The 26,387-nt window shown below is 73.4% G+C and carries 26 protein-coding genes; 14 read left to right on the top strand and 12 right to left on the bottom strand.

The features are described from left to right. Position 1: 1 nt before the first annotated feature. The 3 genes from C6361_RS33925 to surE are packed head-to-tail and all read left to right on the top strand — an operon-like array spanning position 2 to position 2,469. Complete coding sequence (locus C6361_RS33925; RefSeq protein ID WP_107270236.1) at positions 2 to 613, top strand: hypothetical protein; 612 nt, start codon at positions 2 to 4, stop codon at positions 611 to 613. Positions 614 to 641: 28 nt separating this feature from the next. Continuing rightward, positions 642 to 1,619 (top strand): 1-phosphofructokinase family hexose kinase, encoded by a 978-nt coding sequence (locus C6361_RS33930; protein WP_234359173.1) that lies wholly within the window; start codon positions 642 to 644, stop codon positions 1,617 to 1,619. Between the two features lie 22 nt (positions 1,620 to 1,641). Beyond that, on the top strand, positions 1,642 to 2,469 hold the full coding sequence (gene surE, locus C6361_RS33935; protein WP_107261818.1) for a 5'/3'-nucleotidase SurE: 828 nt from the start codon (positions 1,642 to 1,644) through the stop codon (positions 2,467 to 2,469). Positions 2,470 to 2,523: 54 nt separating this feature from the next. Here surE and C6361_RS33940 read toward each other — a convergent pair whose 3' ends face one another. Next, the gene (locus C6361_RS33940) at positions 2,524 to 2,895 is read right to left on the bottom strand and encodes an STAS domain-containing protein (RefSeq protein WP_107261820.1); all 372 of its coding nucleotides are present in this window, start codon (positions 2,893 to 2,895) and stop codon (positions 2,524 to 2,526) included. 436 nt (positions 2,896 to 3,331) lie between these two features. On the opposite strand from C6361_RS33940, the gene C6361_RS33945 reads away from it, so the two are divergent. Together C6361_RS33945 and C6361_RS33950 are read left to right on the top strand one after the other, a co-directional pair. Further along, complete coding sequence (locus tag C6361_RS33945) at positions 3,332 to 3,475, top strand: hypothetical protein (RefSeq protein WP_159079606.1); 144 nt, start codon at positions 3,332 to 3,334, stop codon at positions 3,473 to 3,475. Between the two features lie 127 nt (positions 3,476 to 3,602). Further along, complete coding sequence (locus C6361_RS33950) at positions 3,603 to 4,037, top strand: hypothetical protein (RefSeq protein WP_107270238.1); 435 nt, start codon at positions 3,603 to 3,605, stop codon at positions 4,035 to 4,037. A gap of 94 nt (positions 4,038 to 4,131) precedes the next feature. On the opposite strand, the gene C6361_RS33955 is transcribed toward C6361_RS33950, so the two are convergent. Together C6361_RS33955 and C6361_RS37815 are read right to left on the bottom strand one after the other, a co-directional pair. Next, on the bottom strand, positions 4,132 to 6,870 hold the full coding sequence (locus C6361_RS33955) for a cellulose binding domain-containing protein (RefSeq protein WP_107270239.1): 2,739 nt from the start codon (positions 6,868 to 6,870) through the stop codon (positions 4,132 to 4,134). Positions 6,871 to 7,159: 289 nt separating this feature from the next. Next, a complete protein-coding gene (locus C6361_RS37815; RefSeq protein WP_199853148.1) occupies positions 7,160 to 9,337 on the bottom strand; it encodes a hypothetical protein in 2,178 nt (725 codons plus the stop codon). Between the two features lie 237 nt (positions 9,338 to 9,574). Here C6361_RS37815 and C6361_RS33965 point away from each other — a divergent pair, with 237 nt between their 5' ends. Then, entirely contained in the window at positions 9,575 to 10,252 is a 678-nt protein-coding gene (locus C6361_RS33965) for a BON domain-containing protein (RefSeq protein WP_107270241.1), read from the top strand. A 13-nt stretch (positions 10,253 to 10,265) separates the two neighbouring features. Here C6361_RS33965 and C6361_RS33970 read toward each other — a convergent pair whose 3' ends face one another. Beyond that, positions 10,266 to 13,106 (bottom strand): LuxR C-terminal-related transcriptional regulator, encoded by a 2,841-nt coding sequence (locus C6361_RS33970; RefSeq protein ID WP_234359174.1) that lies wholly within the window; start codon positions 13,104 to 13,106, stop codon positions 10,266 to 10,268. Positions 13,107 to 13,424: 318 nt separating this feature from the next. On the opposite strand from C6361_RS33970, the gene C6361_RS33975 reads away from it, so the two are divergent. Continuing rightward, complete coding sequence (locus C6361_RS33975; protein WP_234359175.1) at positions 13,425 to 13,763, top strand: hypothetical protein; 339 nt, start codon at positions 13,425 to 13,427, stop codon at positions 13,761 to 13,763. Positions 13,764 to 14,025: 262 nt separating this feature from the next. On the opposite strand, the gene C6361_RS37335 is transcribed toward C6361_RS33975, so the two are convergent. Further along, the gene (locus C6361_RS37335; RefSeq protein ID WP_159079607.1) at positions 14,026 to 14,439 is read right to left on the bottom strand and encodes a peptidase inhibitor family I36 protein; all 414 of its coding nucleotides are present in this window, start codon (positions 14,437 to 14,439) and stop codon (positions 14,026 to 14,028) included. 710 nt (positions 14,440 to 15,149) lie between these two features. Then, complete coding sequence (locus C6361_RS33985) at positions 15,150 to 15,968, bottom strand: trypsin-like serine protease (protein ID WP_107270244.1); 819 nt, start codon at positions 15,966 to 15,968, stop codon at positions 15,150 to 15,152. A 165-nt stretch (positions 15,969 to 16,133) separates the two neighbouring features. On the opposite strand from C6361_RS33985, the gene C6361_RS33990 reads away from it, so the two are divergent. Next, complete coding sequence (locus C6361_RS33990; protein WP_107270246.1) at positions 16,134 to 17,294, top strand: MerR family transcriptional regulator; 1,161 nt, start codon at positions 16,134 to 16,136, stop codon at positions 17,292 to 17,294. A 12-nt stretch (positions 17,295 to 17,306) separates the two neighbouring features. On the opposite strand, the gene C6361_RS33995 is transcribed toward C6361_RS33990, so the two are convergent. Beyond that, on the bottom strand, positions 17,307 to 17,741 hold the full coding sequence (locus C6361_RS33995; RefSeq protein WP_107270247.1) for a VOC family protein: 435 nt from the start codon (positions 17,739 to 17,741) through the stop codon (positions 17,307 to 17,309). Between the two features lie 144 nt (positions 17,742 to 17,885). Between C6361_RS33995 and C6361_RS34000 the strand changes: the two genes are divergently transcribed. Next, a complete protein-coding gene (locus C6361_RS34000; protein WP_107270249.1) occupies positions 17,886 to 18,845 on the top strand; it encodes a L,D-transpeptidase in 960 nt (319 codons plus the stop codon). A 119-nt stretch (positions 18,846 to 18,964) separates the two neighbouring features. After that, positions 18,965 to 19,771, top strand: coding sequence for a hypothetical protein (locus C6361_RS34005; RefSeq protein ID WP_159079608.1), 807 nt, complete (start codon positions 18,965 to 18,967; stop codon positions 19,769 to 19,771). A gap of 54 nt (positions 19,772 to 19,825) precedes the next feature. On the opposite strand, the gene C6361_RS34010 is transcribed toward C6361_RS34005, so the two are convergent. The 3 genes from C6361_RS34010 to C6361_RS37340 form a co-directional block, all read right to left on the bottom strand. After that, on the bottom strand, positions 19,826 to 20,332 hold the full coding sequence (locus C6361_RS34010) for a GNAT family N-acetyltransferase (protein WP_107270253.1): 507 nt from the start codon (positions 20,330 to 20,332) through the stop codon (positions 19,826 to 19,828). Positions 20,333 to 20,410: 78 nt separating this feature from the next. After that, the gene (locus tag C6361_RS34015) at positions 20,411 to 21,163 is read right to left on the bottom strand and encodes a G5 domain-containing protein (RefSeq protein ID WP_107270254.1); all 753 of its coding nucleotides are present in this window, start codon (positions 21,161 to 21,163) and stop codon (positions 20,411 to 20,413) included. A 172-nt stretch (positions 21,164 to 21,335) separates the two neighbouring features. Beyond that, entirely contained in the window at positions 21,336 to 21,476 is a 141-nt protein-coding gene (locus C6361_RS37340; protein WP_159079609.1) for a hypothetical protein, read from the bottom strand. On the opposite strand from C6361_RS37340, the gene C6361_RS34020 reads away from it, so the two are divergent. Next, positions 21,465 to 22,541, top strand: a complete 1,077-nt coding sequence (locus C6361_RS34020) for a BTAD domain-containing putative transcriptional regulator (RefSeq protein ID WP_107270256.1) — start codon at positions 21,465 to 21,467, stop codon at positions 22,539 to 22,541. The two genes, C6361_RS37340 and C6361_RS34020, sit on opposite strands and share 12 nt — an antisense overlap. Positions 22,542 to 22,544: 3 nt before the next feature. On the opposite strand, the gene C6361_RS34025 is transcribed toward C6361_RS34020, so the two are convergent. Together C6361_RS34025 and C6361_RS34030 are read right to left on the bottom strand one after the other, a co-directional pair. Continuing rightward, positions 22,545 to 22,892 carry a hypothetical protein gene (locus tag C6361_RS34025; RefSeq protein WP_159079611.1) on the bottom strand — a complete coding sequence of 116 codons (348 nt, stop codon included), beginning with the start codon at positions 22,890 to 22,892 and terminating at the stop codon, positions 22,545 to 22,547. Positions 22,893 to 23,103: 211 nt separating this feature from the next. Continuing rightward, the gene (locus C6361_RS34030; protein WP_107270260.1) at positions 23,104 to 23,715 is read right to left on the bottom strand and encodes an ABATE domain-containing protein; all 612 of its coding nucleotides are present in this window, start codon (positions 23,713 to 23,715) and stop codon (positions 23,104 to 23,106) included. A 111-nt stretch (positions 23,716 to 23,826) separates the two neighbouring features. Here C6361_RS34030 and C6361_RS34035 point away from each other — a divergent pair, with 111 nt between their 5' ends. From C6361_RS34035 to C6361_RS34045, 3 genes are all read left to right on the top strand, one after another. After that, positions 23,827 to 24,573, top strand: a complete 747-nt coding sequence (locus C6361_RS34035) for a metallophosphoesterase (protein WP_107270262.1) — start codon at positions 23,827 to 23,829, stop codon at positions 24,571 to 24,573. 2 nt (positions 24,574 to 24,575) lie between these two features. Then, positions 24,576 to 25,214 carry a LysE family translocator gene (locus tag C6361_RS34040; RefSeq protein ID WP_107270264.1) on the top strand — a complete coding sequence of 213 codons (639 nt, stop codon included), beginning with the start codon at positions 24,576 to 24,578 and terminating at the stop codon, positions 25,212 to 25,214. 152 nt (positions 25,215 to 25,366) lie between these two features. Next, positions 25,367 to 26,341 (top strand): TIGR04222 domain-containing membrane protein, encoded by a 975-nt coding sequence (locus C6361_RS34045; protein WP_107270266.1) that lies wholly within the window; start codon positions 25,367 to 25,369, stop codon positions 26,339 to 26,341. Positions 26,342 to 26,387: the final 46 nt, after the last annotated feature.

Here is a 26,387-nt window from a genome sequence, read left to right on the forward strand (position 1 = left end):
CATGGTGACTCACAGGAACCTCGCGCGGGGAACCACCCGCCGCCGGCCCGGGCTGGGCCGCCGCCGCTACGTCGAGCTGCGTAGCCGGCCGGTCCACACCGGCACGACGCCCCGGCGGCGTTCCGCCGGCAGCATCGACGCCGTGAAGCTCTCTCCGCCATGGCGAAAAGCCCTGCTCACCCTGCACGTGATCACCGCGGTCGGCTGGTTGGGGATCGACCTGGTGCTGCTGACCCTCGGCGTGGCCGGGTCGAACGGCGCCGACCCCGACGTCGTCTATCCGGCGACGGCCCTGGTCGGCCAGACCGTCTTCGTACCGCTGAGCGTGCTCGCCTGGCTGGTCGGGGTCGCCAGCGCGCTGCTCACCCCCTGGGGGCTGGTCAGGCACCGGTGGGTGCTGGTCAAGCTGGTGATCACCACCGTGATGCTCGGCGCGGTGCTCTTCGCGCTGCTGCCGAACCTCCAGGCCGCCGAACTCGGCGCGGCGACCCCGCAGGACGCCCGGCAGGGGCTGCTGGCGGCGCCGATCGTCTCCAGCACGCTGCTGGTGGTCGCCACGGTGCTCTCGACCTACAAGCCGTGGGGCCGCAGGAGTGGCCGGCGAGCTGCATAAATAACCACTAAGAGGGTATCTAACGGGCATGAGCGGACATGTCATGGTCTTTGCCCCGGATCCCCAGTTGACGGTCACGATCGACCAACCCGCCGACGAGACCGAGATCCATCTCCATCCCGGCGGCCAAGGCGTGTGGCAGGCACGGATGATCAAGTGCCTGGGCGTTCACGTGGTGCTCTGCGCCGGGCTCGGCGGCGAGATCGGGCAGGTGCTGGAACCGCTGCTCGCCGGCGAGGGGGTCGACCTCCGGGTGATCCACCGGGAGTCCAGCAGCGGCGGCTACGTGCACGACCGGCGGGACGGCAACCGCCAGGAGATCGCCTCGGTGCCGGGCCACCCGCTCGCCCGACACGAACTGGACGAGCTCTACAACCTCGCCCTCAGCGAGGGGCTGAGCGCCGAGGTCAGCATCCTCAGCGGGCCGGGCCACCCCTCGCTGGTCGCGCCGGAGATCTACCGCCGGCTCGCCGCCGACCTCGGCCACAACGGCAGCCGGGTGGTCGCCGACCTCTCCGGGGAACACCTGGCGGCCGTACTGGACAGCGGCGTCTCGGTACTCAAGGTCAGCCACGAGGAACTGCTCCGGGACGGCCTGGCCAGCGACGACAGCGAGGCGGAGCTGATCCGGGTGATCCAGACGCTGCACGCGCAGGGGGCCGAGTCGGTGGTGGTCAGCCGGGCCGAGGAGCCGGCCCTGGTGCTGATCGACGGCGAGGTGGCCCAGCTCGACATGCCCCGGCTGGAGGTGGCGGACCCGCGCGGTGCCGGCGACTCGATGACCGCCGGGGTGGCGGCGGTGCTCGCCCAGGGCGGCGACCTCCGGCGCGCCATCCGGACCGGGGCGGCGGCGGGGGCGCTCAACGTCACCCGGCACGGGCTCGGCACCGGTCGGCCGGACGCGATCGCCGGCCTGGTCGACCGGGTGACACTCGCGCCGATGCAGGTGGACCGGCAGGATCGGCTGACCCCGGACGAGTTGGCGCACCGGACGACGAAGTCATGACGATCCGGGTACAGGGCACGGCATGACGATCCGGGTACTGGTCACCAACGACGACGGCATCGCGGCTCCCGGGCTGCGCTGGCTGGCGCGTACGGCGGTGGAGCGCGGACTGGACGTGGTGGTGGCCGCCCCGAGCGAGGAGGCCAGCGGCGCGAGTGCCGCGATGAGTGCCGTGGAGCGGGACGGCCGGGTGGTCGTCGAGGAACACCCGATCGAGGAACTGCCCGGCGTACCGGCCTACGGGGTGGCCGGCTCACCGGCGCTGATCACACTGATCGCCCTGCACGAGGCGTTCGGGCCGGCGCCGACGGTGGTGCTCTCCGGGATCAACCGGGGCGCCAACGCCGGTCGTGCGGTGCTGCACTCCGGCACGGTCGGCGCGGCGTTCACCGCCGCCGCGAACGGCTGCCACGGGATGGCGGTCTCCCTCGACGTACTCTCCGTGCACGAGGCGAGCACCGGGAGTGGCGGTGCGGCGGTGGCCGTGACCCGTCCGCACCGGGACGAGCGGCGGCACTGGGCGACCGCGGCCCGGGTGGCGCTGGATCTGCTGCCCCGGTTGACCGCCGGACCGGTGCACAGCGTGCTGAACGTGAACTCCCCGGACCTGCCGTACGAGCGGCTGCGCGGGGTGCGTCGGGGCACCCTGGCCGGGTTCGGGCAGGTGCAGATGACGGTGGCCGAAGCCGGCAGGGGTTTCGTGCGTACCGCCCTGGAGGAGTCCGGCCAGCACGTCGAGCCGGGCACGGACGTGGCCTGGTTGGCGGAGGGTTACGCCTCGGTGACGGCGATCCGGGCGGTCACCGAGGCGTCCGACGTGGACCTGTCGGAACTCGACGATCCACGGTAGCGGGCGGATGAGGGGTTCCCGGGCCGCGACGACCACGCCACGGGCCGGGGACGATCAGACGCCGGGAACCTTCGCCTCCTCGGCGACGGCCGCGGCGCCCGCGAAGTAGGGCTCCGGCGCGCCGAACAGGCCGAGGAGCCCGGTGACCCAGAGCTGCCGGTGGACGAACCGGCTCGGTTCGGTGACCACGAGCTTGACGCCGCTGACCTCCGCGGTCTGGAAGCCGGCGACCATGGCGCTGATGCCGACGGAGTCGATGAAGCTGACCAGTCGCATGTTGAGCTCGATCCTGGACGGTCGCCCCTTGGTCAGAACCCCGGCGATCGCCTCACGAACCTCGTACGCCGTATCGACGTCGATTTCTCCCCGAGGGGCGATCTCCACAACTCCGCCAGGCAGGACCGACTTGACGATCGACAGGCTCACGCGAGCACCTCCACTCGCCCATGTCCGGGCGCCTAATCAGTACGCGGGCCGCGACCGAGAGTATTCCTCTCACGGCCCCGATCGCCACCCTTCCGGACGGGCAATCTATTCAACGAGCCGACAAACCACGCTGGTAACGGGGCAAACTACGCTAAATTTTCCTGCACCGTCCGCTTCCGCACCTCCACCGTCACGTCCTCAGCGTAGCCGTCCCGCAGGTCGGGGCGGGCCACCGGTGCCCTGTGTCGTACCTCGCCCGACCGCAGCCGTGCCGGTACCCGAATCCCTGTCGCCTATGCGACAGCCGGGCACCACCGGGGCCGCTGGAGCCGGTGCGACCGGTGTCGCCGAACGGGGCGGGCGGTACCAGCGAGCACCTAGCATGGGCGCATCGGCCGTCGTCGGACGGCGATCCGGGCTCGGGAAGGGACACCTGATGCTGAGGAAACTGATCGGACTCGCCGGGGTCGGCGCGCTGCTGGCTCTGGTACTCGCCTGCGGATTCGGCGGCGGAGGCGATGACGACGACGGTGACGACGACGATTTCGCCCGACGTGCGCCGGTCGTCCTGGTCGACTGAGAACCTGGCGATCGCGGGTTTGCCAGGAAAGACACCTGGGCACCTCCCGAGTAGCAACCCGCAACCGCGCCGAACAACGCCTCTGTCCGAAGTGGCCGCTGCGTTCGGCAACCGAGGAGGTAGCACGATGCTCGGAACGAACCTGCTGAAACATCAGAGCAAGCCCGAGCGGATCGCCGACCAGGCGTGGGAATACCTGACCAGCGCGGTCAACTCGGCCGGCGACTCGGTGAAGTACACCGCCCGCTCGGCGCGGCGGACCGGCTCCCACCTCACCAGCAACGCCGGTGACCGGGTCGGTGCCGTGACCGACGAGGCCCGGGTGCGTGCCGGTCGGGCCTACGACGCCCTCGCCGGCCGCCGCCCGGGACTGCCCTGGGGATGGCTGATCGGGGCCGGCCTGGTCGGCGCCGCCGTGGCCTGGGCCGCCTCCACCGCTTCCCGGGCCGCGCTGGCCCGGGCCGAGCGGGAACTGCCCGCCCACGACGTGGAGTTCGTGGACGTCGACCGGGCCAGCTCGGTCGACCGAACCAGCTCACCGGTCCGGGTCGACACCGCCTGATCCCCGGGTACCTGCCCGGCCGGTCGGGCGGGTACCCGGACTCCGGGGCCCGGCGCGGGAACGCGCCGGGCCCGTCGGGCGCTCATTGCCCTGCTCAGCTCCGCGCGCAGCTCAGCGGAGCCGGTACGGCGTTCGCACCGGTCCAACTGCCGAGGAAGCCGAACGTCGTGGTGGCGTTCGGCGCCAGGTTGCCGTTGTACGCGACGTTCCGCACCGAAACCGACGAACCGCTCTGGGTGTGCGAACCGCCCCAGACCTGGCTGATCGTCTGCCCGTTCGCGAAGCTCCACCCCACCGTCCAGCCGGTCATCGCCGACGTGCCGGTGTTCTGCACGGTCACCTCGGCCTGGAAGCCGCCCTGCCACGAGCCGGTCACCCGGTAGGCGGCCGTACACGCCCCGCTCGGCGGCGGTGTGCCGGTCGGGGTCGCCGTCGGCGGCCGGGTGGTCGGGGTCGCCGGGGGGCGGGTGGTCGGGGTGGATGTCGGCGGGCGGGTGGTCGGAGTCGCCGTCGGCGGGTTGGAGGGGCCGCCGAGCCGGTCCGCGACCAGGATGCCCCGACCGTTGGTGCCGAGGTAGACCCGGCCGTAGACCCTCGGGTCACCGGTCAGCGCCTCGCCCATGTTGCCGTACTGGTGCTGGTCGTCGTTGATCCGCACCCAGGCGCCGCCGGCGTCGTCCGACCGGTACACCCCGCGCACCCCGTCGACGGTGGCGACCGCGAAGACCGCCGGGTACGTCTGCCCGGGCGCCGCCCGGCCGAAGCCGACGTTCACCGCGCTGCTCACGTTCGGCAGCTTCGTGAAGCTCGCTCCGGAGTCGGTGGACCGGAAGATCCCGGTCTCGCCGGCCAGCCAGACGTGCCCCTCGGCCCCGGCCACCGCCTTGAACTTCGCCCCGGTGGCCGGCAACCCGGTCGCGGCGGTGGCGGTGAAGCTCTGCCCGCCGTTGGTGCTGAGGTAGAACCGGCCGGCCGAGTACCCGTAGAACCTGTTCGGGTTCACCCGGTCGGCCTCGACGGTGGCGTTCGCCGGGATGCCGCTGGACTGGCTCCACGAGTTGCCGTACCCGACGGAGTAGACGACCTGTTGCCCGGCGTCGCCGGGCGCCCAGACGAACCGGCTGCCGTCGGCGGCGGCCGCGACCGTGCCGCCGCTGTTGACCCCGCCCGGCTCCTGCGCCTGGAACCAGTTCGCCCCGCCGTCGGTGGAGAAGGCGACGTGGCTGTCGTTCGGCCGGTCGGCGTCGGTGAAGTTGCCGGCCCGGACCATTACGCCGGGGTTCAGCTCGGCGAAGTCCAGGCTGGTGGTGCTGGTGAAGACCGGCTGGGTGAACATCGTCGCCGGCACGGCGTCCAGGCTGGTGTGCCGGAAGCCGCCGATGTCGCCGAGCCCGCTGACCAGCGGGGCGCCCGACGGCGGGCTGACCAGGTCGAGCACGGCGGTCTCCTCCAGGCCCCGGACCATCGGCCGGATGGTGACCGTACCGCCGGTGTCCCAGTTGCGCAGGTTGGTGGTGCCGTAGATGGTGGCGCCGGTGCCGTACATCAGCCGGTTGCCGTCGAACGGGTCGATCTCCACGGACTCGTTCATCCAGCCCAGCTTCGGGGTCTCCTCCGGCGGGGTCGGGTTGGCGCCGAAGGTCAGCCACGGCACCGAACTGATGTCCATGGTGTAGCGCTTGGTCCGGTTCGGGTACGCCCCGAAGTCCCAGATCCGGGTCCAGGTCGCGCCGCCGTCGGTACTCCGGAAGAAGATCGCGTCCGGCCACCAGGAGATCTGCGTCGCCACCATGATGGTGTTCGGGTTCTGCCGGTCGATGGTCAACCCGCTGTAGCCGTAGTACGCGTCCGCGCTGCTGGACGGCACCGGGCTGATCTGCGTCCACGCCCCGGTGGCCCGGTTGAACTTCCAGACGTCGCCCTTGCCGCCGTCGTACGGGCCGCCGGTGTCGCTGGTGGCGATGTAGAGGAAGCCGCCGACCGGGTCGACCACACCCTTGTGCGCCAGGTAGCCGGTGGGCTGCCCGGCGATCCGCTCCCAGCTCGTACCGCCGTTGGTGCTCCGGTAGACCGGGTTCTCCTTGTCCGCGACGCCGACGTAGATGGTCTGGGTGGTGTTGCCGGCGGTGCCGGTCGACCTGTCGAAGCTGACCCAGGTGACACCCTGGTTGCCGTTCAGGTAGTTGTTCGGGTCGTTCGGGTCCTGGGCGTAGTTGCCGGCGTTCGGGAAGTTGCCCACCTTCGCCCAGGTGGCGCCGTGGTCGGTGCTGCGCCAGAGCCCGTTGCCGCCCTCGGCGCCGTAGTAGACGATGCTGTTCCGGTTCGGGTCGACGGCGAGCCGCTCCCCCTGCCCCCGGCCCGGCATGTTGCCGCCGACCTTGAACGGCAACTGGTACGCCTGCCAGGTGTTGCCCTTGTCGGTGGAGCGCAGGATCGCGCCGTTGTTCGGGTCCCAGTCGTTGGTGTACATCCCGACCGCCGCGTAGACCCGGTTGGTCTGCACCGGGTCGGTGGCGATGCTGAGCACGCCGTTCCAGCCCCACCGGTCCCAGCCGACCCAGTCCAGCAGCGGGGTCCAGCTCTGGCTGGACTGCTCCCAGCGGTAGGCGCCGCCGATGTCGGTGCGGGCATAGATCAGGTTGCGCTCGGTGGGGTTGAAGACGATGCCGGGGACGAAGCCACCGCCGTCGATCCGGACGTTTTTCCACGAGTACGGCTCGGCCGCCGCGGCCGAGGCCGGTGCCGAGGCGGGGCTGACGGCGACCTGGGCCACCACGGCCACCGCGCCGGCGGCCAGTACGGCCGCGAGCGCGCTGGCGAGACTTCTACGCATGTACGGCTCCCTGTGTCACAGAGCTTGCGCTGGTTCGGCGTACGCGAGGGCTATCCCCGGGGACGGACGAAGCGTCGGCGCGGCGGGCGCTCCGGATGGTTGCCGGGAACGCTCCGCCACCGGTGCGGTCGCGCCGATCGCGCGCACGGACGGAAGGCTCGAAGCCGGGAGCTGCCCCTGCTCCCGTGGCGTCGTCCTGGCTCCCGGAACGGCGTCGTGCAGACGTTCACACACGGCTCTGCACGCTGTCAATAGTTGGAGGACCAAACTAACCCCGTGCCGGACCGGTTCAGCCGAGCCGGAACACCACCGAGCCGGAGACCTCCTCGCGGGTGATGCCCAGGCCGTCGACCGGCCGGTTCAGCACGTCCTGCCACGGCGTCCCGGCCAGGTACTCCGGCAGCACGACGACGGTACGCACCCCGATCCGCCGCAGGTGGTCGACGCTGAACCGGTCGGGGAAGCCCGCCGTGATGCCGAGGGTCTGCGCCTGCGACTCCGGGGTGAAGGCGGCGAGCCCGTTCACGATCTTCGGGAAGCCGTCGGTGGACCAGAGCATCACGCTGAACTCCAGCGTCCCGCTGCTCGGCAGCACCAGCAGCGGGCCCTCGACCCCGCGCAACGCGGCCGGCTGCGGGATCACCGGTGCGTGCGGGGTGGTGTTGACCCCCTCCAGGACGATCAGCGCGAGCGGGACCAGTGCGACCAGTCGGACCAACGCCCTGCGGAACCCGGCGCCGCGCCGGCCGGGCGCCGGTCGGTCCGGTTCCTCGGTGCCGGGCGGCGGCTGGTAGGCGGCCTTGCGGAGTACGGGTAGCGCTGCTCCGGGCCGCTCCCCCGGCTCCGGCGCGACCTGGTCCGCGTCGCGGTCCGGACCAGGCTGCCCGGACTCGGCACCGACGGCCGACGCAGTGCCGTCGGCGCCCGACGGGGTGGCGTCCGGGGTCGGCGGGGTGACGTCGGCGGCCGGCGGGGTGGTGTCCGGGGTCGGCGGGGTGACGTCGGCGGGGTCGCCGTCCGGTGACCGGTCGGCGGACGGTTCCGTGCCGAGCTGGGTCAGCGCGGTCAGCGTGCCGGCGGCCAGGATGCCGAGCAGCAGCGTCGTCCAGAGCACCAGCCGGCCGGAGGTCCGGATCGCGTCGAAGCCGGGCGCGTGCAGCACCAGGGTCGCGTACCCGGGATCGCCGTCGCCGCCGAGGGTGGTGCCGCTGGCCAGCCCGACGCTGACCAGCACGCCGAGCGCGAGCATTATCCGGTGCCGCACCCGCCAGGCCGAGAAGAAGAGCCCGGCGAAGGCCAGCCCGATCAACGCGACTCCGGGCAGCAGGGTCATCTCCCCGGCGAAGCTGAGACTCTCCCGGGCGACGGCGTGCCGCTCGCCCCAGAGCCAGTTCTCCGGCGGTGCGGTCAGGAAGCCCCGCCACGGCGGCGAGAACATCTCCACGTGCGCCAGCGTCCGCCGGCCGGCCGGATGCCGGGCCACCACCTCCAGGTAGGGCAGCGCCATGAAGATGCTGACCCCGCTGAAGACCGCACCGCCGGCCAGGTCGGCCAGGAGCAGCCGTCGACCGAACGGCGGACGGGACCGGCGCCGCCACCACGACCAGGCGAAACCGGCGCCGGCCGCCAGGCAGACCAGCGCCAGCACGTAGCCGAAGGGCAGCCCGATGCCGAAGCCCAGGGTCATCTGCCAGGCCGCCACCAGCCAGCCGGCGAAGGCCCAGCCGGGACGGCGCCGCTCCGGCCGGTAACCGTGCCGCAGCGACCAGCCGTGCCCGCGCGCCAACATCGCAAACGCCAGCGCGATGCCGCCGATGGAGAGCACGTGCAGGTGGCCGGCCTGGGCCAGCTTCCAGGGGGCGTACCCGAAGGCGACCCCGGCCGCCGCCGCGCCGATCCGGCCCGCCCCGAGCTGCCGGACCAGCGCGTACGCCCCGACGAAGGCGAGCGCGTGCACGAGTACGTAGAGGATGTTGTAGCGGACCACGCCGGCCACCGGACCCTCGCCGATCATGCCGGCCGGGGCGTAGCCGAGCAGGGTGTCCGAGTAGGCGTAGGTGTAGGGCTCCGGATAGAAGGTGTTGGAGTGCCACAACTGGGTCGGATCGTGCAGCAGCACGTGCCCGCCCCAGGCGATCTGCCACGCCTGGAGGGTCGGGTCGCCGATGTCCTGCGGGATCGTGCTGGTGATGTCGCGCAGGGTCGGCCAGGTCAGCACCACGGCCAGCAGCAGCCCGCCGAGCACGGCCAGGGTCCACTCGTGGCTGACCAGGCGTACCAGGAAGGGAGCCCGGGACACCCGAGCCGGGCCGGCGGGCGCGGCGCCGGTCTCCGACGGCGCCGTCCGGTCGTCCGCGCTCCCCCCGGCCGCCCGCCCGGCGGAGCCGTCCCCGGCCGCCGGGCCGTCGGGCCTCTCCCCCGCCCGGTCGTCGGGTCCGGCCGGCACCGTCTGCCGCTCGATCGTCATCCTGCCCATTCCTTCCGGCCCGGGCCCTGTCCCGCGCACCACACCGGCACTTCCCGGAGCACATCGGCATTGATGATCCCTGATGCCGGCCGGGGCTGTCACGCCCCCGCTCCGGCTCACCCCCGCCGGGTGAGGAACGCTCACCCGACCGCGAGCCAGAGTCGATCGCGGACGTGACCGGAAGGCGCAGCCTACCGGTCGACCCGACCGCCGCACTCGACCGTCGGAGGAGCGAAAATGGCCAGCCGCGCGACGAGCCGCAGTGACGAGGAGATCCAGCGCGACATCCTGGCGGAGTTGGCCTGGGAACCCCGGGTGCAGCCGAACGAGATCGGCGTCGCGGTGCAGGAGGGCGTGGTGACCCTGCGCGGCTGGGTCGACAACTACGCCAAGAAGTGGGCGGCGGAACGGGCCGCGCACCGCGTGCACCGGGTCCGGGCGGTCGCCAACGACCTCGAGGTACGCCTGCCCTCCTCGGCCGAGCGCGACGACCCCGAGATCGCCGCCGCGGTCACCCGGGCGCTGGACTGGGACGCCTTCGTCCCCACCTCGGAGATCGACGTGACCGTCTCCAACGGCTGGGTCGTACTGCGCGGCGAGGTCGAGTGGGAGTACCAGCGACGCGCCGCCGAACAGGCGGTACGCCGGCTCGCCGGAGTTCGCGGCCTCACCAACGGGATCTCGGTGCGGCCGCACGAACGACCGGAGCCGGACGAGATCTTCGGGCGGATCCAGAGCGCACTGGTCCGCAGCGTGGAGACCGACGCGGCGGGGATCGACATCCGGATCGAGGGCGACTCGGTGGTGCTGACCGGCGACGTCCGGTCCTGGCTCGAACGCGAGGAGGCCGAACGGGTCGCCTGGTCGGCGCCGGGCGTGACGCACGTCGACAACCACCTGACGGTACGGCTGTGAGGCGCCGGGCCGGTCAGATCAGGTTGAGTTCGCGGGCCCGGCGTACGGCGTCGCGCCGCCGGGTGGCGTCGAGCTTGCGGTAGATGTTCCGGACGTGCGTCTTGACGGTGTTCACCGAGAGCGACAGCTCGGCCGCGATTTCCACATTGGACAGGATGCTCTGCAGGTAGCGGAGCACCGTCAGCTCCCGCTCGGTCAGCGGCTCACCCAGCGGCGGCGGTGTCGGCGTCACCGGTCCGGCTGCCCCGTCGGCGGCGTCGAGCAGCTCCCGCACCATCGGCCAGTACGCCGTACCCGAGTCGAGGTGGGCGGCGAGCAGGTCCCGTACCGGTGGATCGGCCCGGGTGAAGACCTGCCGGAAGCCCTCCGGTTCGGCCAGCCGGAGCACCTCTTCGAGCACCCGGGTGGCGCGACGGTGGTCACCGGTCAGCCGGGCCGCGCTCGCGTCGAGCACTCCGGCCGCCAGCCGCAGCGGAAGCGGCCCGCCAGCACCGGCCGGCGCCGCCCAGTCCGGCAGCGTACGCAGGGCGGCCTGCGGATCCCGCCCCCGCAGGTGCGCCCGGGACAGCGCCACCGCCACCGGCTCGACCGGAGCCACTCCGCGCTCCACCGCCGGGGTCAGCATCTCCCGGGCCAGCTCGACGTCGCCGTGGTCGATCCAGAGATCCGCCTCGGCGGCGAGCAGCCAGTTCGCCAGTGGCTGCGTCTTCGCCCGGTCGCCGAGGCGGCGGCGGCTGCCCGCCAGCACCTGGTGCGCGCCGGTCAGGTCACCCCGGTCACGCAGCAGCCGCGCCTGGATCATGCCGACCAGTCCGTGTACCAGCGGTTCGTCGACGTGCTCGGCGGCCGGGAGGCCGAGCGCCAGGTTGGCGTCCGCGTCGTCCGCCCGGTCCCGGTGCAGCGCGACGAGCGCCTGCGCGAGATAGGCGTGTACGCCGTCGGCCGGCCGGACCAGCCCGTCGAAGGGCGCCGTGCCGAGGGCCGCGCGGGCGGCCTCGTCGGCGCCGGTCAGCTCGCCCCGGACCGCCCGGGCCAGCGCCAACCGGCCCAGGCAGAGCCGACGGGCCCGGGTCAGTCCCGCCCGGGTCGCCTCGGCCAGCCCGTCGGCGAGCTCCGGCTCGGCGGCGGTCAGCTCGCCGGCCCCGAACCGGATCATCCCCGGCACCATCCTGGCCACCGCCCCGGCCCGCAATTCCAGATCGTCCCGCTCGGAACCCGCCGGTCCGGCCGGATCGAGGTCTGGGTTGGGGTGGGGGTCGAGCGGATCCGGGCGGAGGAGGTCGGCGACACCGGCCCGCACCGCCGGTTCGTCTCCGCGCAGGTGCGCGGCGGCGAGCCGCAGCGCCGCCGCGATCCGCCGGAACCGGTGCCGGCGGGCGGCGTCGAACAGGTCGGTGTGCGCGGCGGCCATCCCGAGGTAGTCGGTCGCGGCGGCCGGCTCGCCCCCGTCCAGCCGGTCGGCGGCGCAGGCCAGCCCGAGTTCGGGATCGGTACGGACCACCTCCGGCGAGGGTGCCGGCGGCGCCGGCCGGGTCGGCGCGTACTGGCCGTAGGGGACGAGGTCCGGCCAGTGCCGCAGCAGCACGCCGATCGCGTACGGCCAGTCGTGGGCGGCCAGCGCGTGCCGGAGCGCCTCGGCCGGCAGGTCGTTCGCGGTGAACCAGGTGGCGGCCCGACGGTGCAGCTCGGCCACCTGCTCGGCGGGGCGGCGGGCCAACTCGGACCGGAGCAGTTCGCCGAGCATCGGATGGCACCGGTATCCCGCCGGCCGGCCGCCGAGCGGAACCACGAACCCGCCGAGACGGTCCAGTTCGGACAGTACCCGGGCCGCGTCGGTCCGGCCGGTCAGCGTGTCGAGCAGTTCCACGGAGAAGCCGGCGACCAGTGACGCCCGGCAGAGCGCCTCCCGGGCGGCACCGGAGAGCCCGGCGATCAACTCCTCGGTCAGATAGGCGGCGACGTCCGGATGCTCCCCGGTGAACTCGTCGACGAACCGGGCCGGGTCGGGGTGGCCGGGCAGGGCGAGCGCGGCGAACCGCAGGCCGGCGGGCCAGCCCTCGGTGCGGCTGACCAGCCTGCGGGTCTGCTCCGGCGGCAGCGGCTCCCCGTACGCGGAGAAGAGGTCGGCGACCTCGTCGGGACGGAACGCCAGGTCGGTGGCGCGGATCTCGGTCAGCTCCCCGCTGAGCCGCCAGCGGTGCAGGCCGAGCCCCGGGTCGGTACGGCAGCCGATCACCAGCCGCAGCCGTCCCGCCGTGTGCCGGAGCAGGAACTCCAACCCGCTGGAGACCTCGGGGTCGTCCACGTGGTGCAGATCGTCCAGGATCAGGGTCGCCGGTCCGGTACGCCGGGCCAACTGGTCGGCGAGGGATTCCAGCCCGTACGCCGGGTCCGGTTCCGCCCCGCCGTCCGGTTCCGGCCCGTCGACGGCTGGGCGCAGCGCGGCGTACAGGTATGACCAGAGTCGTGCCCCGCCGTCACCCGGCTCCAGCGAGAGCCAGCCCACCGGGCCCCGGTCCGGGCTCTTCCCGGCCCGGCCGTCGGTCGCGTTGCGGGCCCGGCACCAGGAACTGAGCAGCACCGTCTTGCCCCAGCCGGCCGAGGCCGAGACCACGGTCAACGGTCCGGCCGTGCCGAGGTCGAGCAGTTCGAAGAGCCGGGGCCGGGGCAGCAGCACCGCGCCGGAGCGGGGCGCGGCGGCCAGTTTGGCGGTGAGCAGCGGCGGCACCGGACGCCCGGCCCCGCCGTCCTGGCCGGCAGGTGCCGCTCCGGTGCCGGGCACGACGGTTCCGACCAGTTCCTCGATCCGTTCCTCGACCCTGGCCTCGACCCGAGCCTCGATCCGTTCCGACAATGCCCACCACCTCTTCCGACCCGCCGGTACGACGGTCCGAGGCGGTTACCCGGCCCGTCGCGGTTCACCCCTTGCGGACGAGCCTGGTTCACCCGGCGCCGCCGGACGATGGCGACCCGGGCGCCCCCGGCGCGGTGACCTCGCGCCATGGCACGGTGCCCGGGGCCCCGGACCGAAGCGCGCATTCGAGACCACGGGACGCGGACCTGTGAACCCCCGGACAGGCGGCACAGGACAGCCGAGACAGCACAGCCGAGACGGGCCCGAGACAGCACAGCCGAGACAGGACAGACGGCGCCGGGCCGACCGGCCCGGGACGTGAGCGCGGCGGAGGAGGCGATGGGGGTACCCGACTGCCGCGTCGACGCCGCCGGTTCGCGGTCGTACGCGGTGACGATCGACCGGCCGCCCGCCGAGCTGGCGCCGGACGGGCAGCTTCCCGAGCCGTTGGCCGGTCTCGGTCCCGGCGTGACGGTGACGGTACGCCCGGCGCCCGGTGGTCGCGGCACCGAACTCGTCGCCGTGCTCTGCGAGGACGAGCCGCCCCCGCTCGCCAGACTGTCGGCCTGGCTGACCGGCGAGGACCGCCGGGAGGCGGTACGCACCGCGCTGCGCCAGGCGAAGCAGTTGGCCGAGACCGGCGAGGTACTGCGGTGACGGGCGCCCTGCCGGCCGCCCGGTCCGGACCGGGTGCCGCCGCCTCGCCGGCCGGCCGGGGTGCCGCCGTCCCCGGCCGGCCGACTCGCCGGCGTTCCTGCCGGTCGTGCCGGTCGTCAGCCGATCCCGGCCGCCGCAGCCGTTCCCGACTGCCTCAGCCGCTACCGACTGCCTGAACTGGTCCTAACTACTCTCGCGGTTCTTCTCCGGTGGTCAGCCTCTCCCCGGCCGCCCCCGCTGTGCCCACTCCGCTGGGGAGGGCTCAGTAGACGAAGACGCTCTTCGCCGGGAAGGTGAAGGCGGGGTTGCTGCCGCTGAGCAGCATCGGCCGCCCCGTGCAGTCGTCGTTGACGTAGAGCAGCGCCGCCCGGCTGTTCGTGTTGATCCACGAGTGGGCCCGCTCGCCCCAGCCGTGCTCGACCAGGTCGACACAGGCTCCGACGGCCGGGTCGAGCGCGGAGACGGTGAACCGGGCCCCGGTGTACGACGTCCCCTCGAACAGGCACAGCGCACTGGAGAACTCGCAGGTCCCACTACTCGTCGTCGCCCGATCGGCATCGGCCGGGGCCGCAGTGGCCGTCGCAGGCCCGGCGTACGCGCCGAGGATAATTGCCGCGGTGGCCAGCGACAACAACACCCGGAAGCCGTTCCGCCTATTGGTGCGCAATTTTCGCATGATGTTTCCCCCTTTTTCTGACCGATTCCAGAAACGATGGCAAAAGGCAGGGAGGAGTCCCGTCCGGTAAACCGGGTGCGAGTGCGTCGGGGCACGGGCCGACGTCGACGGAAGGCCGGGCGACACGATGGCCGGGTGTAACGCCGCAACACCCGGAGCGGTCGTGGGCCCGCAGCCCACCGCTGACGTATCCACAGGCGACGACGGCTCGCCCGGCACTGGTGGCGCTCGGACGGGAAGCGGTCGCCGGATCGCCCGGAGCCGGTCCGTGACCGGCGGGCGGCGGCGCGGGCGTACCGGCGGTGGCCGTGGCCCGCGTGGTGTCAGCGAGTCATCGATCGGGTTCTTGCCCGGCACACCATTGTGCGGCATCGAACAACGGAATTCTCACACTCACGCGACGCCCCCGTACGCGGTCCTCGGTGGAGAAAGCAGGAATCGCCCTGGCCAAGCCATCAGACAACGTCGATACCATAACACGCTGCCATGGCGCTCACAACAACCCGTAACCCGATTCGACACCGTTTATCGCAACTGTTCGACAACCACCCAGGACCGGGCGCAGGACTATGGCCGTACAGTTTCCGGCCCGTTACGTCTTTTCTCGTACCCCGGTCCGCCCCACCGTCGTCGGCTCCGCCCCGGCGGCACGACGCGGGCCCGGCGAACCGGTCGCCGGGCCCGGGTGGGGGTCTTCGGAAGCGGGTCGGTCAGGAGGGCAGCCCGCCGACCTGGGTGTTGATCCAGGACCGGATGGAGGGCAGGTCGCCGTAGATGGACGGCCCGGTGGCACAGGTCGAGTTGTTGTTACCGGCCCGGCTGGTCGCGCCGATCAGGTTCCACCGGCCGCCGACGCTGCGCACCTGCGGGCCGCCGGAGTCGCCGTAGCAGGCCCCCGCGTTGCCGTTGGTGTTGTTGGTGCAGATCTCGTACGTCCCGTTGATGCCGGAGCACCGGCTGTCGGCCACGATCGAGGTGTCCAGCTCGTTGGCGATGGTCGGCGCCGAGCCGCAGCCCCGGGTCGGGCAGGTCTGCCCCCAGCCGATGATCCGGGTCGCCGTACCGACCGCGCCGGAGGTGCTCGGGATGACGGCGGGGGCGTAGCTCACCGAAGTGCCGAGCTGGAAGAGCTTAACGTCGATGGAGGGGTGGTTCACCGCGCGTACCACGCTGACCACGGTGCCGCCGCTGCTGCGGTTCACGCTGCCCACCCGTACCGAACTCGGCGTCGGGCAGTGCTTGGCGGTGACCACCCAGTTGGCCTTGATCAGCGAGGCCGAGCAGCCCGAGGTGTAGACCAGGAACGAATAGTTCTCCGACGCCGGCCGGCCGTTCACCACCAGCGTGCCGACACCGCCGTCGCCGTCGGTGGCCTCCGGTGCGGGCGCGTCGGACGCCGCCGGCACGTTCGCGTACGCGGTCGAGGGCGCCGCCGAGGCGACGGCCGGCAGGGACAGGCCGGCGGCGACCAGCGCGGCCACCAGGCACGTGCGGCGGATGAGCACGCGCGCCGGGTGTGGTCGGGACATGGGCAGACCTCCAGGGGTGTCGGAGTCGCGGTCAGCCAGCACCCTAGCGCCGAATAGATGCTCGTAGATACATATCCCTTCTCCCCTACCACCGCGCGATGCGCCGGACGGCAGGGGTGCGGCGGGTTGACCCTCGACCTGGTCGAGGGGGCAGAATGCCTGCTCATGAACAGGAGCGGCCGACTTCTCGGCATCGGCGAGATGGCCCGGGCCAGCGGCCTGAGCATCAGCGCGCTGCGCTTCTACGACGGTGCCGGCGTGCTGCCACCCGCGTCGGTCGACCCCGGCAGCGGTTACCGCCGGTACGCCGAACGGCAGTTGCCCGCCGCCCGCCTGCTGGCCGGCCTGCGCCGGATCGGGATGCCGCTGGCCGAGATCACCCGGGTACTGGAACTGCGCGGCTCCGACCCGGCCGCCGTCTCCCGGCTGCTGGACGCGCACCTGCACCGGCTGGAGGAGGGGCTCGCCGACGCCCGCCGGGAGGCGGCCCGGCTCCGGGTACTCTGCACCGCCGCCGAGCCGGAGGTCCGGCTGACCGTACCCGGCGGGAAGCTCGCGGCGGCGGTCGACGCCGTCCGGTTCGCGGTCGGGGCCGACCCCGGGCTGCCGATGCTCGGCGGCGTGCACTTCGAACTCGACCGGGACGTGCTGCGGCTGGTCGCCACCGACCGGTACCGGATGGCCGTCTCCGAGGTCGTCGCCGACACCGGCCCGCACGACGCCGCCGAGGTCGTCGCCGACACCGGCCCGCACGACGCTGGCGCGGGCGGGGCGGCGTCCCGGCTCGGGGTCTCCCGGCTGACCGCGCCGGTTTCCTTCGTCGACGCGGCCCGGGCCCTGCTGACCGGTGGCTGGCCGGCGACGCTCACCCTCGGCCCCGCCGCCGTCAGCCTGCGGGTCCGGGACCGCCGGGTCACCGGTACCCCGATGGAGCACGACTTCCCGGACTACCGCCGGTTGCTCCGGGCCGCGACCGGCGGACCGGAACGCCGCCGGGTGACCGTCGACGTGGCCGGACTGCGCGAGCGGCTGACCACCGGCGAGACCCGCACCGTGGTACGCCCCGACGACGGCACCCGCTGCGCGGTCAGCGTGCTGGCGGTCGACGCCGCCGACCGGCTCACCGTCTCCGCCGCCGACGCCCCGCCGGCCGACCCGGTGGTGCGGGTCGGAGTCGACCGGGAGTTCCTGCTCGACGCCCTGGACGCGGCCGGGCCGGGCCAAGGCCAACTGGTCCTCGAACTCGACGGGCCGATCCGTCCGCTGGCGGTACGCCGACCCGACGACGACCGCGCCTTCTCCATCCTGATGCCGGTACGGATCTGACCGGCCGGAACCTCAGTCCGGCTCCGGGCCGGGGTGTTCGGGTTCGGCATCCAGTTCGGTGAAGAGGGTCAGTTGCAGGTGCCCGGGCGCGGCCAGCCGGGAGTTGAGCGAGTTCCACGGCGTACGGGTCGGCTCGGCCAGCACCGTCGCACCCGCGTCGGCGAGGGTCGCGGTCACCGCCGGGCTGTCGTCGACCTCCAGGGCGACCCGGATGTGCCCGGCGACCCGGCGGCCGACCTCGACCTCGTCGATGTACTCGGCGTGCCCCGGATCGGTGATCTCCAGGGTGGCCCGGCCGGCCTCCAGGATCGTGACCCGACCGTCCGGGGAGGAGAAGGCCGCCCGCTCGGGCAGGCCCAGCACGTCGCGGTAGAACCGGAGCGCCTGGTCGTAGTCGTCGGCGGTGACCACCAGCCGGAGTTGTCGGACCGGGGACGGCTCAGTCATGGCCCTCAGTCTGGCACGGGTCCGGCTGGTCGCCCGGAAGGTGGCATCGCTTCGACCGGAGCAGCCGCTCTCCGCCGCCGGCCGGGGACACGCGGGCCCGCCCGAATGACCCGGCGGAAGGAGTCGATCGCATAAGGTAACTAGATGCCTTTTGTCCGCTTCAACCCGATACCCTCGGGGCGGGCGCTCCGTCGGACCGGTGCCGCGCTCGCCGTACTCGGCGGGGTGTTCGTGCTGGCGGTGGTGGTGGTCAACGAGGCACCCGGACCACGGCGGACCGCCGAGCACCCACCGGCGGCGGTCGACCGGCTCCCGCCGACGCCGGCCGCCCCGGACGCACCACCGAGCGCCGAGCCGGCGCTGCCCGCCGCGCCACCCCCGGCGAACCTCCCGACCATCGACTACGGCCCCGCACCGCGCGGCTTTCCCCGCGACCCGGCGCCGATGTCGACGGTACGGCTCGGCGAGGGCCTCCGGCCGATCCGCCGGGTCGCCGCGTACGACGCACCGGGTGGCCGGCCCCGGGCCTTCATCGCGCCCACCATCAGCGGAGTGCCGGTGACCGTGCCGATCGTGACGCGCCGGGCCGGCTGGGCCGCCGTGCTGCTGCCGTCGGCGAACCGGACCATCGCCTGGGTGCCGCCCGGGCCGTGGAGCGCCACGCGACTGCGCGACCTGGTCGTGGTGGTCCGGCGGACCCACCGGCTGCACTGGTACCGGGACGACCGGCTGGTCCGCTCCTGGCCGGTCAGCGTCGGCACCTCGGCCACGCCGACCCCGCTGGGCCGGACGTTCATCCTCGGCCGCTCGACCCTGCCCGGCCGGGTCTACGCCGACACCGCCGTCTTCGCGCTCGGCGCCGTACCCGACGAGCCGAACTCGGTACCGTCCGGGCTGCGCGGCGCGCACATCGGACTGCACGCCTGGTACGACCCCGGCCAGCTCGGCCGGAACAACAGCAACGGCTGCATCCGGATAGCCCGGACAGCACAGGAACTCCTGCTCGCCGAGTTGTCCCCCGGCACCGAGCTGCTGGTGCTGGACCGGTTCTCCGCACCCGAGCGGCTCTCCGGGGCCGGCCCGGTCCCCATGGCGGCCCGCTGACATCTCCGGACGGTCCCGCCCGGGTGACCCCTCCGGCCGCTCGGCCGGCACGCCGCCGCTCGCGTGCTAGGCTCCGCCGTTCTACGGATGGTTACCGAGACACCGGAACGGGGAGCGGGATGACTCGGATGCACCGTGGTGGTGCCGTGCTGGCTGCCGTCGTGGCGCTGGTCGTGCTGACCGGCTGTCAGAGCCTCGGCGGGGGCGGCGAGTCCGGGGCGGCGCCCGCGGAGCCGACGGCGATGCGGGGCGCGACCGACGCGGTCAAACAGGCTCGGACCCTGCGTGCCACCTTCAAGACCAGGCAGAGCGGCGGCACGATCGCCGGCGGGACCATCACCGGCGAGGCCCAGGTGATGGCCGGCAGCGGGATGGCGGTCACCTGGAGCTACCGGACCTCGACCGGCTCCGGCGAGCCCCGGACGATCGACGGTCGACTGGTCGCGGTCGACACGTCGGCGTACCTGACCTCGTCGCAGTGGAAGCTGCCGGAGGGCAAGAAGTGGTTTTCGGTCCCGGCGGGCTGGCGGGCCACCCTGGACCAGCCGATCGCACCCGAGTGGTTCGTACTGGTGATGTCGCGGCTGCTCGACCCGCTGTTCCTGCTCGACCAGGGCCTGCCCGAGGCGACCGGCCTGGAGGCCACCCCGGCACCCGGGGAACCCGAGGGCACCACCGGTTACACCGTGGACTGGAACTTCTCGCTGGACTCCGCCGGGCCGCAGATGGCGGCCTGGGCGAAGCAGGTCGGCGAGGCCGTCGTGCTGGAGGTCTCGCTCTATCTGGACGGAAGCGGCCGGCCGGTACGGCTGAAGGTCGGCTCCTCCACCCAACTGATGCTCTTCGACACCGAGGTCACCTTCGCGAGCTACGGCACTCCGGCCGAGGTCGCCCCGCCCGCTCCGGCCCAGGTCGAGAAGATCTGAGCCTGTTGCGGTCCCCCGGCCACCCGCCGGGCGCTCTCGGGGCGCCGGACCGGGCTACAGGTCCCGGCGCATGCAGGTCCGGGGCCACCGGTCCAGGCCGTGTGCCGCCTCGCGGGCCCGGATCGCGACCAGCCCCGGGGTCAGCTCCGGCTCGTCGAGGACCACGAAGCCACAGCGCGCGTAGTACGGGGCGTTCCACGGTACGTCGGTGAAGGTGGTCAGGGTCAACGCCGGTACCCCGGCCGCCCGGGCGTGTGCCGCGAGGTGTTCGAGCAGTTGCCGGCCCACGCCCCGGCGGGCGGCCCGGGGATGCACCGAGACCTGTTCGACGTGCAGGTTGCCGTCGACCGGCTCGGCGACCAGGTAGCCGACCGGTACGTCGTCGGCGTCGACCGCGACCCAGGCCAGGCCGGCACGCTGGTGCCGGGCCAGTTCCTCGACGGAGGGTGGTTCGTCGTCGGCGACCTCGGGCATCCCCACGTCCCGGAAGGACCGCCCGGCGGCCCGTTCGATGTCCCGCAGTCCGGGGAGGTCCTGCCGGCGGGCCGGTCGGATCCGCATCGGGTCATCCTCCCGGCCCGGCCGGCAGGCGGCCAGCGATATTCCGCCGTCCACCCCCGCATCCTGACCCCGACGCGCTCAGTCGTCGCAGCCGTAGCCGTCGCCGTCCCGATCCAGGTCGTAGATGTCGTCGCCGATCACCCGTACCGGGCCGCTGACGTACTTCGGACCGTTGCCGCCGCCACCGGCGCAGTCGACGTCACTGGCGATCGGTACGCAACCGCTGTAGTTCGGATCGCACCTGCGGGTCTCCTTGGTGCCGACCGCGACCACCTGGGTCACCGGTTTCCTGGTGACCACCTCTTTGACCAGCTTCTTGGCCGTCTGCACCCCGTTGACGTAGGTGACCTCGTAGGTGAGGGTCTTCGCGCCCTTCACCCCGGCGGTCCGCACCTCGCGCTTCCCCTTGGCCAGCGACGAGTCCTGCATGGTCCGCTGACCGAACGGGATGCTGCGGGTCTCGGTGACCCTGCGTCGCTCGGTCGTCGGGCCCGCCGAGGTCGGCGCGGGACTCGGGACCTGCGACGCCTCGGTCACCGGGGAACTCGGCGACCCCGACGACGCGGCCGGAGCGGGCGCATCCGCCGCCGAGGAGGTGTTCGCCGAACCGGCGTCGGGATCGGCGCCGTTCCCGATCGCGGCCAGCCCACCGCAGCAGAGCAGGAGCGAGAGCACCGGGCCACCGACGAAGAGCGCGGCCTTCTGCCCCGGACCGAGTCGGCCGAGCCGGCCGGGTCGGGGACGGGCCGGGTACGCCGGGCCGGGCGGCTGGTACACCGGCTGCTGCGGGGTGTGCGGGTAGGCGCCGGGCTCGTGCGGTTGATAGGTCACGGGAGCAGTCTTGGCGCAGAGCTAGATCATCCATAGTGGTCGACCGGCGACACTTCGTGACGCCGACCGGCCTCCGCCGACCCACCGATGGCTGCGGCGGGTGGCCGGGAGGCTCCGCTCGCCGCCGTACGTAGGAGCACCCGGGTACCCCCGGGACGACATCCGAGCCCTCCTACCGGGTCACCGGGTCCGGCCGGACGATCCGGCGCGGGCCGACCGCCACCGTGCCGAGCCGCCACCCACCGGGTCCAGCGGCGATCCAGTCGGCGTCCAGTCCCGGCTGCGAGTCTCGGCGCAGCCGATGGATCGGCATCTACGTCTACCGCTGCGGTGGGGGTCGGGCGCTGTGCGCGAAGAGTCGGGCACGTTCGGCGCGTTGCTCCGCGGATACCGGACGCGGGCCGGGATGACCCAGGTTGCCCTGGCGACCCGGGCCGGAGTGGGCGTACGGACCGTACGCGACCTGGAGCACGACCGGGTACGGCAGCCGCAGCGCCGGGTACTGAACCGGCTCGCCGCCGCCCTCGACCTCTCCGCCGCCGAGCAGGCCCGGCTCGGCTCCACCACCACCGCCGGCCGGCCCGGCGAGCGGGACCGGTCGCTCCGGATCGACGTGCTGGGTCCGCTGCGGATCCGCCACGGCGACCGGCCGGTCGACGTGGGGCCGCCGAAGCACCAGCTCCTGCTCGGTCTGCTCGCCGTCCAACCGGACCAGCCGGTGCCGGTCTGCGACATCGTCGACGTGCTGTGGGACCGGCCGCCGCGTAGCTGTCGCGGCCTGGTCCAGACCTATCTGACCAGGGTGCGCCGGCTGGTCCGCGCCGGGTACGCCGGTTCGGCCACCGCCCCGGTCATCGTCCGCGACCGTCACGGGTACCGACTCGCGTTGCCGGCCGACCGGGTCGACGCGGGACGCTTCCGCTGCCTGGCCGAGCGGGCCGCCCGGGCGCACCGCCGGGGGCAACTGGACCGGGCGGTCGAACTCTTCTCCGCCGGGCTGGCCTGCTGGCGCGGGCCGCTGCTCGCCGGTGCCGGGACCGGGCTGCTCCGGCATCCCGCCGCGACGGCCCTGTCCCGGCACCGGTTGGACTGCGTACTGACCCTGGCCGACCTCGCCTTCGCGACCAGCGCCGCCGGTCGGGCGACGACGCCGCTGGCCGAGGTGGCCGAGGTGGAGCAGTTGCACGAGGGGCTGCACGCCCGGCTGATGCTGGCGCTGGCCGGTACCGGGCAGCAGGCGAGCGCGCTGCGGCTCTTCGGCCGGTTGCGGGCACGCCTCGCCGACGAACTCGGGGTACTGCCCGGCGCGGAACTCCGGGCCGCACACCTGCGGGTACTGCGCCAGCAGGTACCCGGCACCGACGGCCGCCCGGCGTGACGGTCAGGAGTTGGAGATGATGTACGCGTTGGGCGAGGAGCTGCCCCAGTTGACGACGCAGGCACTCAGGTGCACGGGCCCGTAGACGATCCGCCAACCGCCGGGTATGGGCGAGAACTGGCACACCGTCAGGGACGAGCCGGCGGGCATCCCCTCCGCCTGCTGCACGAAGAGATAGCTGGCCCGGGTGTTCGGGTCGCAGATTCCGCCGTACGCCAGCACGACCCAGCCGGCCGGCACGCTGCCGCAGGACCAGCGCTGGTCACCGGGGGCCGCCAGGGCCGGCACCGGTGGTGCGACCAGTGCGACTCCGATGGCTGCCGCGGTGAGCACGGCGAGAATCCGACGCATCTTCCTGCTCCCATCGCCCGGGGGTGTGCGGTACCCCCGCAACGCTATGGCGCGGTGCCGGGCGTACCCGCGGTAGCGGGGCGTGCGCCGGGCCGGCTCCGGGCCAGCCCGCCTGGGCTGGGCGGACCCGGGCCGGAGCGCGGCACGGACCGGCAGAACCGGCAGAACCCGCCACGCCGGGCGGAAGTGCCGCCGGCCGGATGAGCACGGGTCAGTCGGTCCGGTCCGCCGCGTGGCGCCGGTAGTGCCGGTGGACGCGGGCGCGGTTGCCGCAGGACGCCTTGCACCACTCCTGACGCGGGTGCTCCCGGACGAAGTAGCGCACGCAGCGGGGCGCCGGGCAGGCGGCCAGCCGGTCCCGGGCCGGGCTGGTCAGGAACTCGATCGTGGCCCGGGCCAGCCCCGCGACCAGGCGTACCCGGGCATCGGCCGGTTCCCCGGACCAGGCGAGGGTGGGCTCCGCCTGGTCGGGCCAGCTCAGTACCGGCCGGACCGGCCAGAGCCCGGCGGCCCGGTTGAGCTGGTCGACGGCCTCCTGCGCCGGGAGCAGCGCGGCGGAGTCGGCCCGGCTCGGCGGCCCCGGGTGGACCGCCCGGGCGAAGAGGGTACGCGCGGCGCGGCGCACCCCGACCACGTCGAGCCGGAGCCGCTCGTCGGCCAGTTCCCCGTCCGGATCGAGACTGCCGGCGTACTCGCGCAGTGGCTCGGCCTGCTCCCCGAGCCAGCCGGTCAGCCCGGAGACGTCGGCGAGGTCGTCCGCGACGCCGCCGTTGCCGTCGTGCCGGATCGTGCCGGCGAGGGCGAGCGCGAGTTGCTGGGACATCCTGCCTCTCCTCTGCTGACGGGTCTCCGCTGCTGGCGGCTTGTCCGGGCGACCGGGCCCAGGGTAGCGTCCCTAATGGTTGAAGCGCGAGTAACCATTAGGGGGAACCGAGTGCTCGTCATCGCCCACCTCAGCGACACCCACCTGGACAGCGATCCCCGGTCGGCGGACCGGACCGCCCGGGTGATGGACTACCTGCACGCCCTGCCGCGACCGGTCGACGCGATCCTGGTCACCGGGGACATCGCCGACCACGGCGAGGTGGCCGAATACGAGATCGCGGCCAAGCTCCTCGCCTCGCCGCTGCCGGTGCTGGTCTGCCCGGGCAACCACGACGCGCGGGACGCGTACCGGAAGGGTCTGCTCGGCGACCCACGCGGCGGAACCGGCCCGATCAACCGCCGGCACGACGTGGCCGGCGCGGTCTTCCTGCTCGCCGACTCGTCGGTGCCCGGCCGCGACGACGGGCACCTCGACGCGGAGACCATGGGCTGGCTCGCCGACCAACTCGGCTCGACGCCGGCCGGGGCACCGGTCTTCGTCGCCTTCCACCACCCGCCGGTCGCGCTGCACCATCCGGTCGCCGACCCGATCCGGCTGCTCCCGGCCGAGCCGCTGGCCGAACTCCTCGCCGGCCACCCGCAGGTCGTCGCGGTGCTGACCGGGCACTTCCACACCGCTGCCGCGAGCACCTTCGCCGGCCGGCCGCTCCGGATCGCCCCCGGCGTCGCCTCCACACTCCGGCTGCCCTGGGAGGGCGACGGGCCGCTGCTCGACCTGACCCAGCCACCCGGGGTGGCGTTCCACGTCTACGACGACGCGGGCCTGCTGACCACGCACTACCGGGTCGTCGGCTGAGCATGCGGGGCATCGCCGTACTCGGCTTCCTGGCCGCCGTCGCGCCGATCACCGCGACCCCGGGCACCAGTCTGGCCCTGGTCGTCTCGCGGGTCGCCGCCGGTGGGCGCCGGCAGGGCTGGTGGGTGATCCTGGGTACGCTCAGCGGCCTCTACGTGCACGCCCTGCTCGCCGCCGTCGGGCTGGCCGCGCTGGTACTCCGCTCCTCGCAGGCATTCCTGCTGGTCAAACTGCTCGGTGCCGGCTATCTCGTCGGCCTCGGACTGTGGTTGATCCGGTCGGCGAGCCGCCGCCGACCGAGCACGGTGGACGAGCCGGCCGCGCCCCCGGCCCGGCGGCTGCCGTGGCGCGGGCACCACCCGTACCTTCAGGGATTTCTCGGCAACGTACTCAACCCGAAGGCGGCGGCCGTCTATCTGACCCTCGCACCGCAGTTCCTCGACGTGCGGGGACCGGTGCTGGTCCCGATGCTGGTGCTCGGCACCGCGCACGCGCTCCTCGCCGGCTGCTGGCTCGCCGGCTGGACCGCGATCTCGGGCGCGGCCGCCCGGCTACTGCGCACCGTACGGGTCCGCCGGGCACTCGACCGGGCGACCGGCGCGATCCTGGTCGGCCTCGGCGTCCGTACGGCGGTCAGCTGAGCGTTCCGGTACCCGGCCGAAAGCTCCGGCTTGCGGACGAACCGGCCCGCCAGCCGCAAGCTTCGGTCAAGAAACAGTGATCAACGGCACTGCTCCGTCCTCCCGGCCGCACAATCTAAGAACGTTCGGCCTAAGTGGACGGAGACGGGGCCATGACTCTTGATCCGAGCAACCTGACCTGGGGAATCAGCGCGTCGGCCTTCCTGGCGGGCTACCTCCTGCTGGCGGTGGTGGTCGTCGGGTACGCCACCGCGCGGCGTCGACAGATCCTCGCCGGGCCGGAGAGCGTACGCACCTCGGCGCTGACCGCCGACCAGGTCGGCTACCTCAACGGCGGCGAGCGGCTGGCCGTCTACACGGCCCTGGCCGGGTTGCGCAACGCCGGTGCGATCGCGATCGGTCCCGCCCCGGACCGGTACCTGGTGGTCGCCGGGGACCGGCCGGTCGGGGCGAGCGGTCTGGCGGCGGCGGTCCACCGCTTCGCCGGGCAGCGTCGCCGACCACGGGAGCTGACCTGGGACTCGGGCGTCGCGATGGAGCTGTCCCGGCTGCGTACCGGGCTGGAGCAGGCCGGGCTGATGCCCGGGGCCGAGACCCGGCGGGCACTTCGCGGCTCGACCTGGCTCCTCGGCGGGGTGCTGCTGCTCGGCGTACTCCGGTTGCTCGCCGAGGTCTCGACCGGCGAGCCCTGGCTGCCGCTGGTGCTCGTCCTGGTCGGGCTGGGCATCGCCACCGTACTGCTCGGACGCCGGCCACCGGTGCGGACCCGGGCCGGCGACTGGGCGCTGGGCAACCTGCGTACCGCACACGCGCACCTGTCCCCGGCCCAGCAGCCGGCCTGGAACACCTACGGTCCGACCGGCGCGGCGATGTCGGTCGCGCTCTTCGGCCCGGCGGCGTTCTGGGCGGCGGACCCGGAGTTCGCCGCCGAGGCCGGGATCCAGCAGCGGCTCGGGGTCGCCACGGCCGGCGGGTCGAGCGGCGACTCGGGCGGCAGCGGCGGCTTCGTGTGCAGTGTGGGCGGGTTCGGCTCCGACAGCGGCGGCTGGCACGGTGGCGGGAGCGACAGTGCCGGAAGTGGCTGCGGGGGCGGCGGCGGTTGCGGCGGAGGCGGCGGCGGTAGCTGACCCGGCACGCCAACGAAGGCGTGCCGACGAAGGCGTGCCGACGAAG

The sequence above is a fragment of the Plantactinospora sp. BC1 genome (assembly GCF_003030345.1).
GTDB lineage: Bacteria > Actinomycetota > Actinomycetes > Mycobacteriales > Micromonosporaceae > Plantactinospora.

Coding starts and splice junctions, on each gene's coding strand:
- C6361_RS33925 (WP_107270236.1), top strand. CDS start 2: ATGGTGACTCACAGGAACCTCGCGCGGGGAACCACCCGCCGCCGGCCC.
- C6361_RS33930 (WP_234359173.1), top strand. CDS start 642: ATGAGCGGACATGTCATGGTCTTTGCCCCGGATCCCCAGTTGACGGTC.
- surE (WP_107261818.1), top strand. CDS start 1,642: ATGACGATCCGGGTACTGGTCACCAACGACGACGGCATCGCGGCTCCC.
- C6361_RS33945 (WP_159079606.1), top strand. CDS start 3,332: ATGCTGAGGAAACTGATCGGACTCGCCGGGGTCGGCGCGCTGCTGGCT.
- C6361_RS33950 (WP_107270238.1), top strand. CDS start 3,603: ATGCTCGGAACGAACCTGCTGAAACATCAGAGCAAGCCCGAGCGGATC.
- C6361_RS33955 (WP_107270239.1), bottom strand. CDS start 6,870: ATGCGTAGAAGTCTCGCCAGCGCGCTCGCGGCCGTACTGGCCGCCGGC.
- C6361_RS37815 (WP_199853148.1), bottom strand. CDS start 9,337: ATGACGATCGAGCGGCAGACGGTGCCGGCCGGACCCGACGACCGGGCG.
- C6361_RS33965 (WP_107270241.1), top strand. CDS start 9,575: ATGGCCAGCCGCGCGACGAGCCGCAGTGACGAGGAGATCCAGCGCGAC.
- C6361_RS37335 (WP_159079607.1), bottom strand. CDS start 14,439: ATGCGAAAATTGCGCACCAATAGGCGGAACGGCTTCCGGGTGTTGTTG.
- C6361_RS33985 (WP_107270244.1), bottom strand. CDS start 15,968: ATGTCCCGACCACACCCGGCGCGCGTGCTCATCCGCCGCACGTGCCTG.
- C6361_RS33990 (WP_107270246.1), top strand. CDS start 16,134: ATGAACAGGAGCGGCCGACTTCTCGGCATCGGCGAGATGGCCCGGGCC.
- C6361_RS33995 (WP_107270247.1), bottom strand. CDS start 17,741: ATGACTGAGCCGTCCCCGGTCCGACAACTCCGGCTGGTGGTCACCGCC.
- C6361_RS34000 (WP_107270249.1), top strand. CDS start 17,886: ATGCCTTTTGTCCGCTTCAACCCGATACCCTCGGGGCGGGCGCTCCGT.
- C6361_RS34005 (WP_159079608.1), top strand. CDS start 18,965: ATGACTCGGATGCACCGTGGTGGTGCCGTGCTGGCTGCCGTCGTGGCG.
- C6361_RS34010 (WP_107270253.1), bottom strand. CDS start 20,332: ATGCGGATCCGACCGGCCCGCCGGCAGGACCTCCCCGGACTGCGGGAC.
- C6361_RS34020 (WP_107270256.1), top strand. CDS start 21,465: ATGGATCGGCATCTACGTCTACCGCTGCGGTGGGGGTCGGGCGCTGTG.
- C6361_RS37340 (WP_159079609.1), bottom strand. CDS start 21,476: ATGCCGATCCATCGGCTGCGCCGAGACTCGCAGCCGGGACTGGACGCC.
- C6361_RS34025 (WP_159079611.1), bottom strand. CDS start 22,892: ATGCGTCGGATTCTCGCCGTGCTCACCGCGGCAGCCATCGGAGTCGCA.
- C6361_RS34030 (WP_107270260.1), bottom strand. CDS start 23,715: ATGTCCCAGCAACTCGCGCTCGCCCTCGCCGGCACGATCCGGCACGAC.
- C6361_RS34040 (WP_107270264.1), top strand. CDS start 24,576: ATGCGGGGCATCGCCGTACTCGGCTTCCTGGCCGCCGTCGCGCCGATC.
- C6361_RS34045 (WP_107270266.1), top strand. CDS start 25,367: ATGACTCTTGATCCGAGCAACCTGACCTGGGGAATCAGCGCGTCGGCC.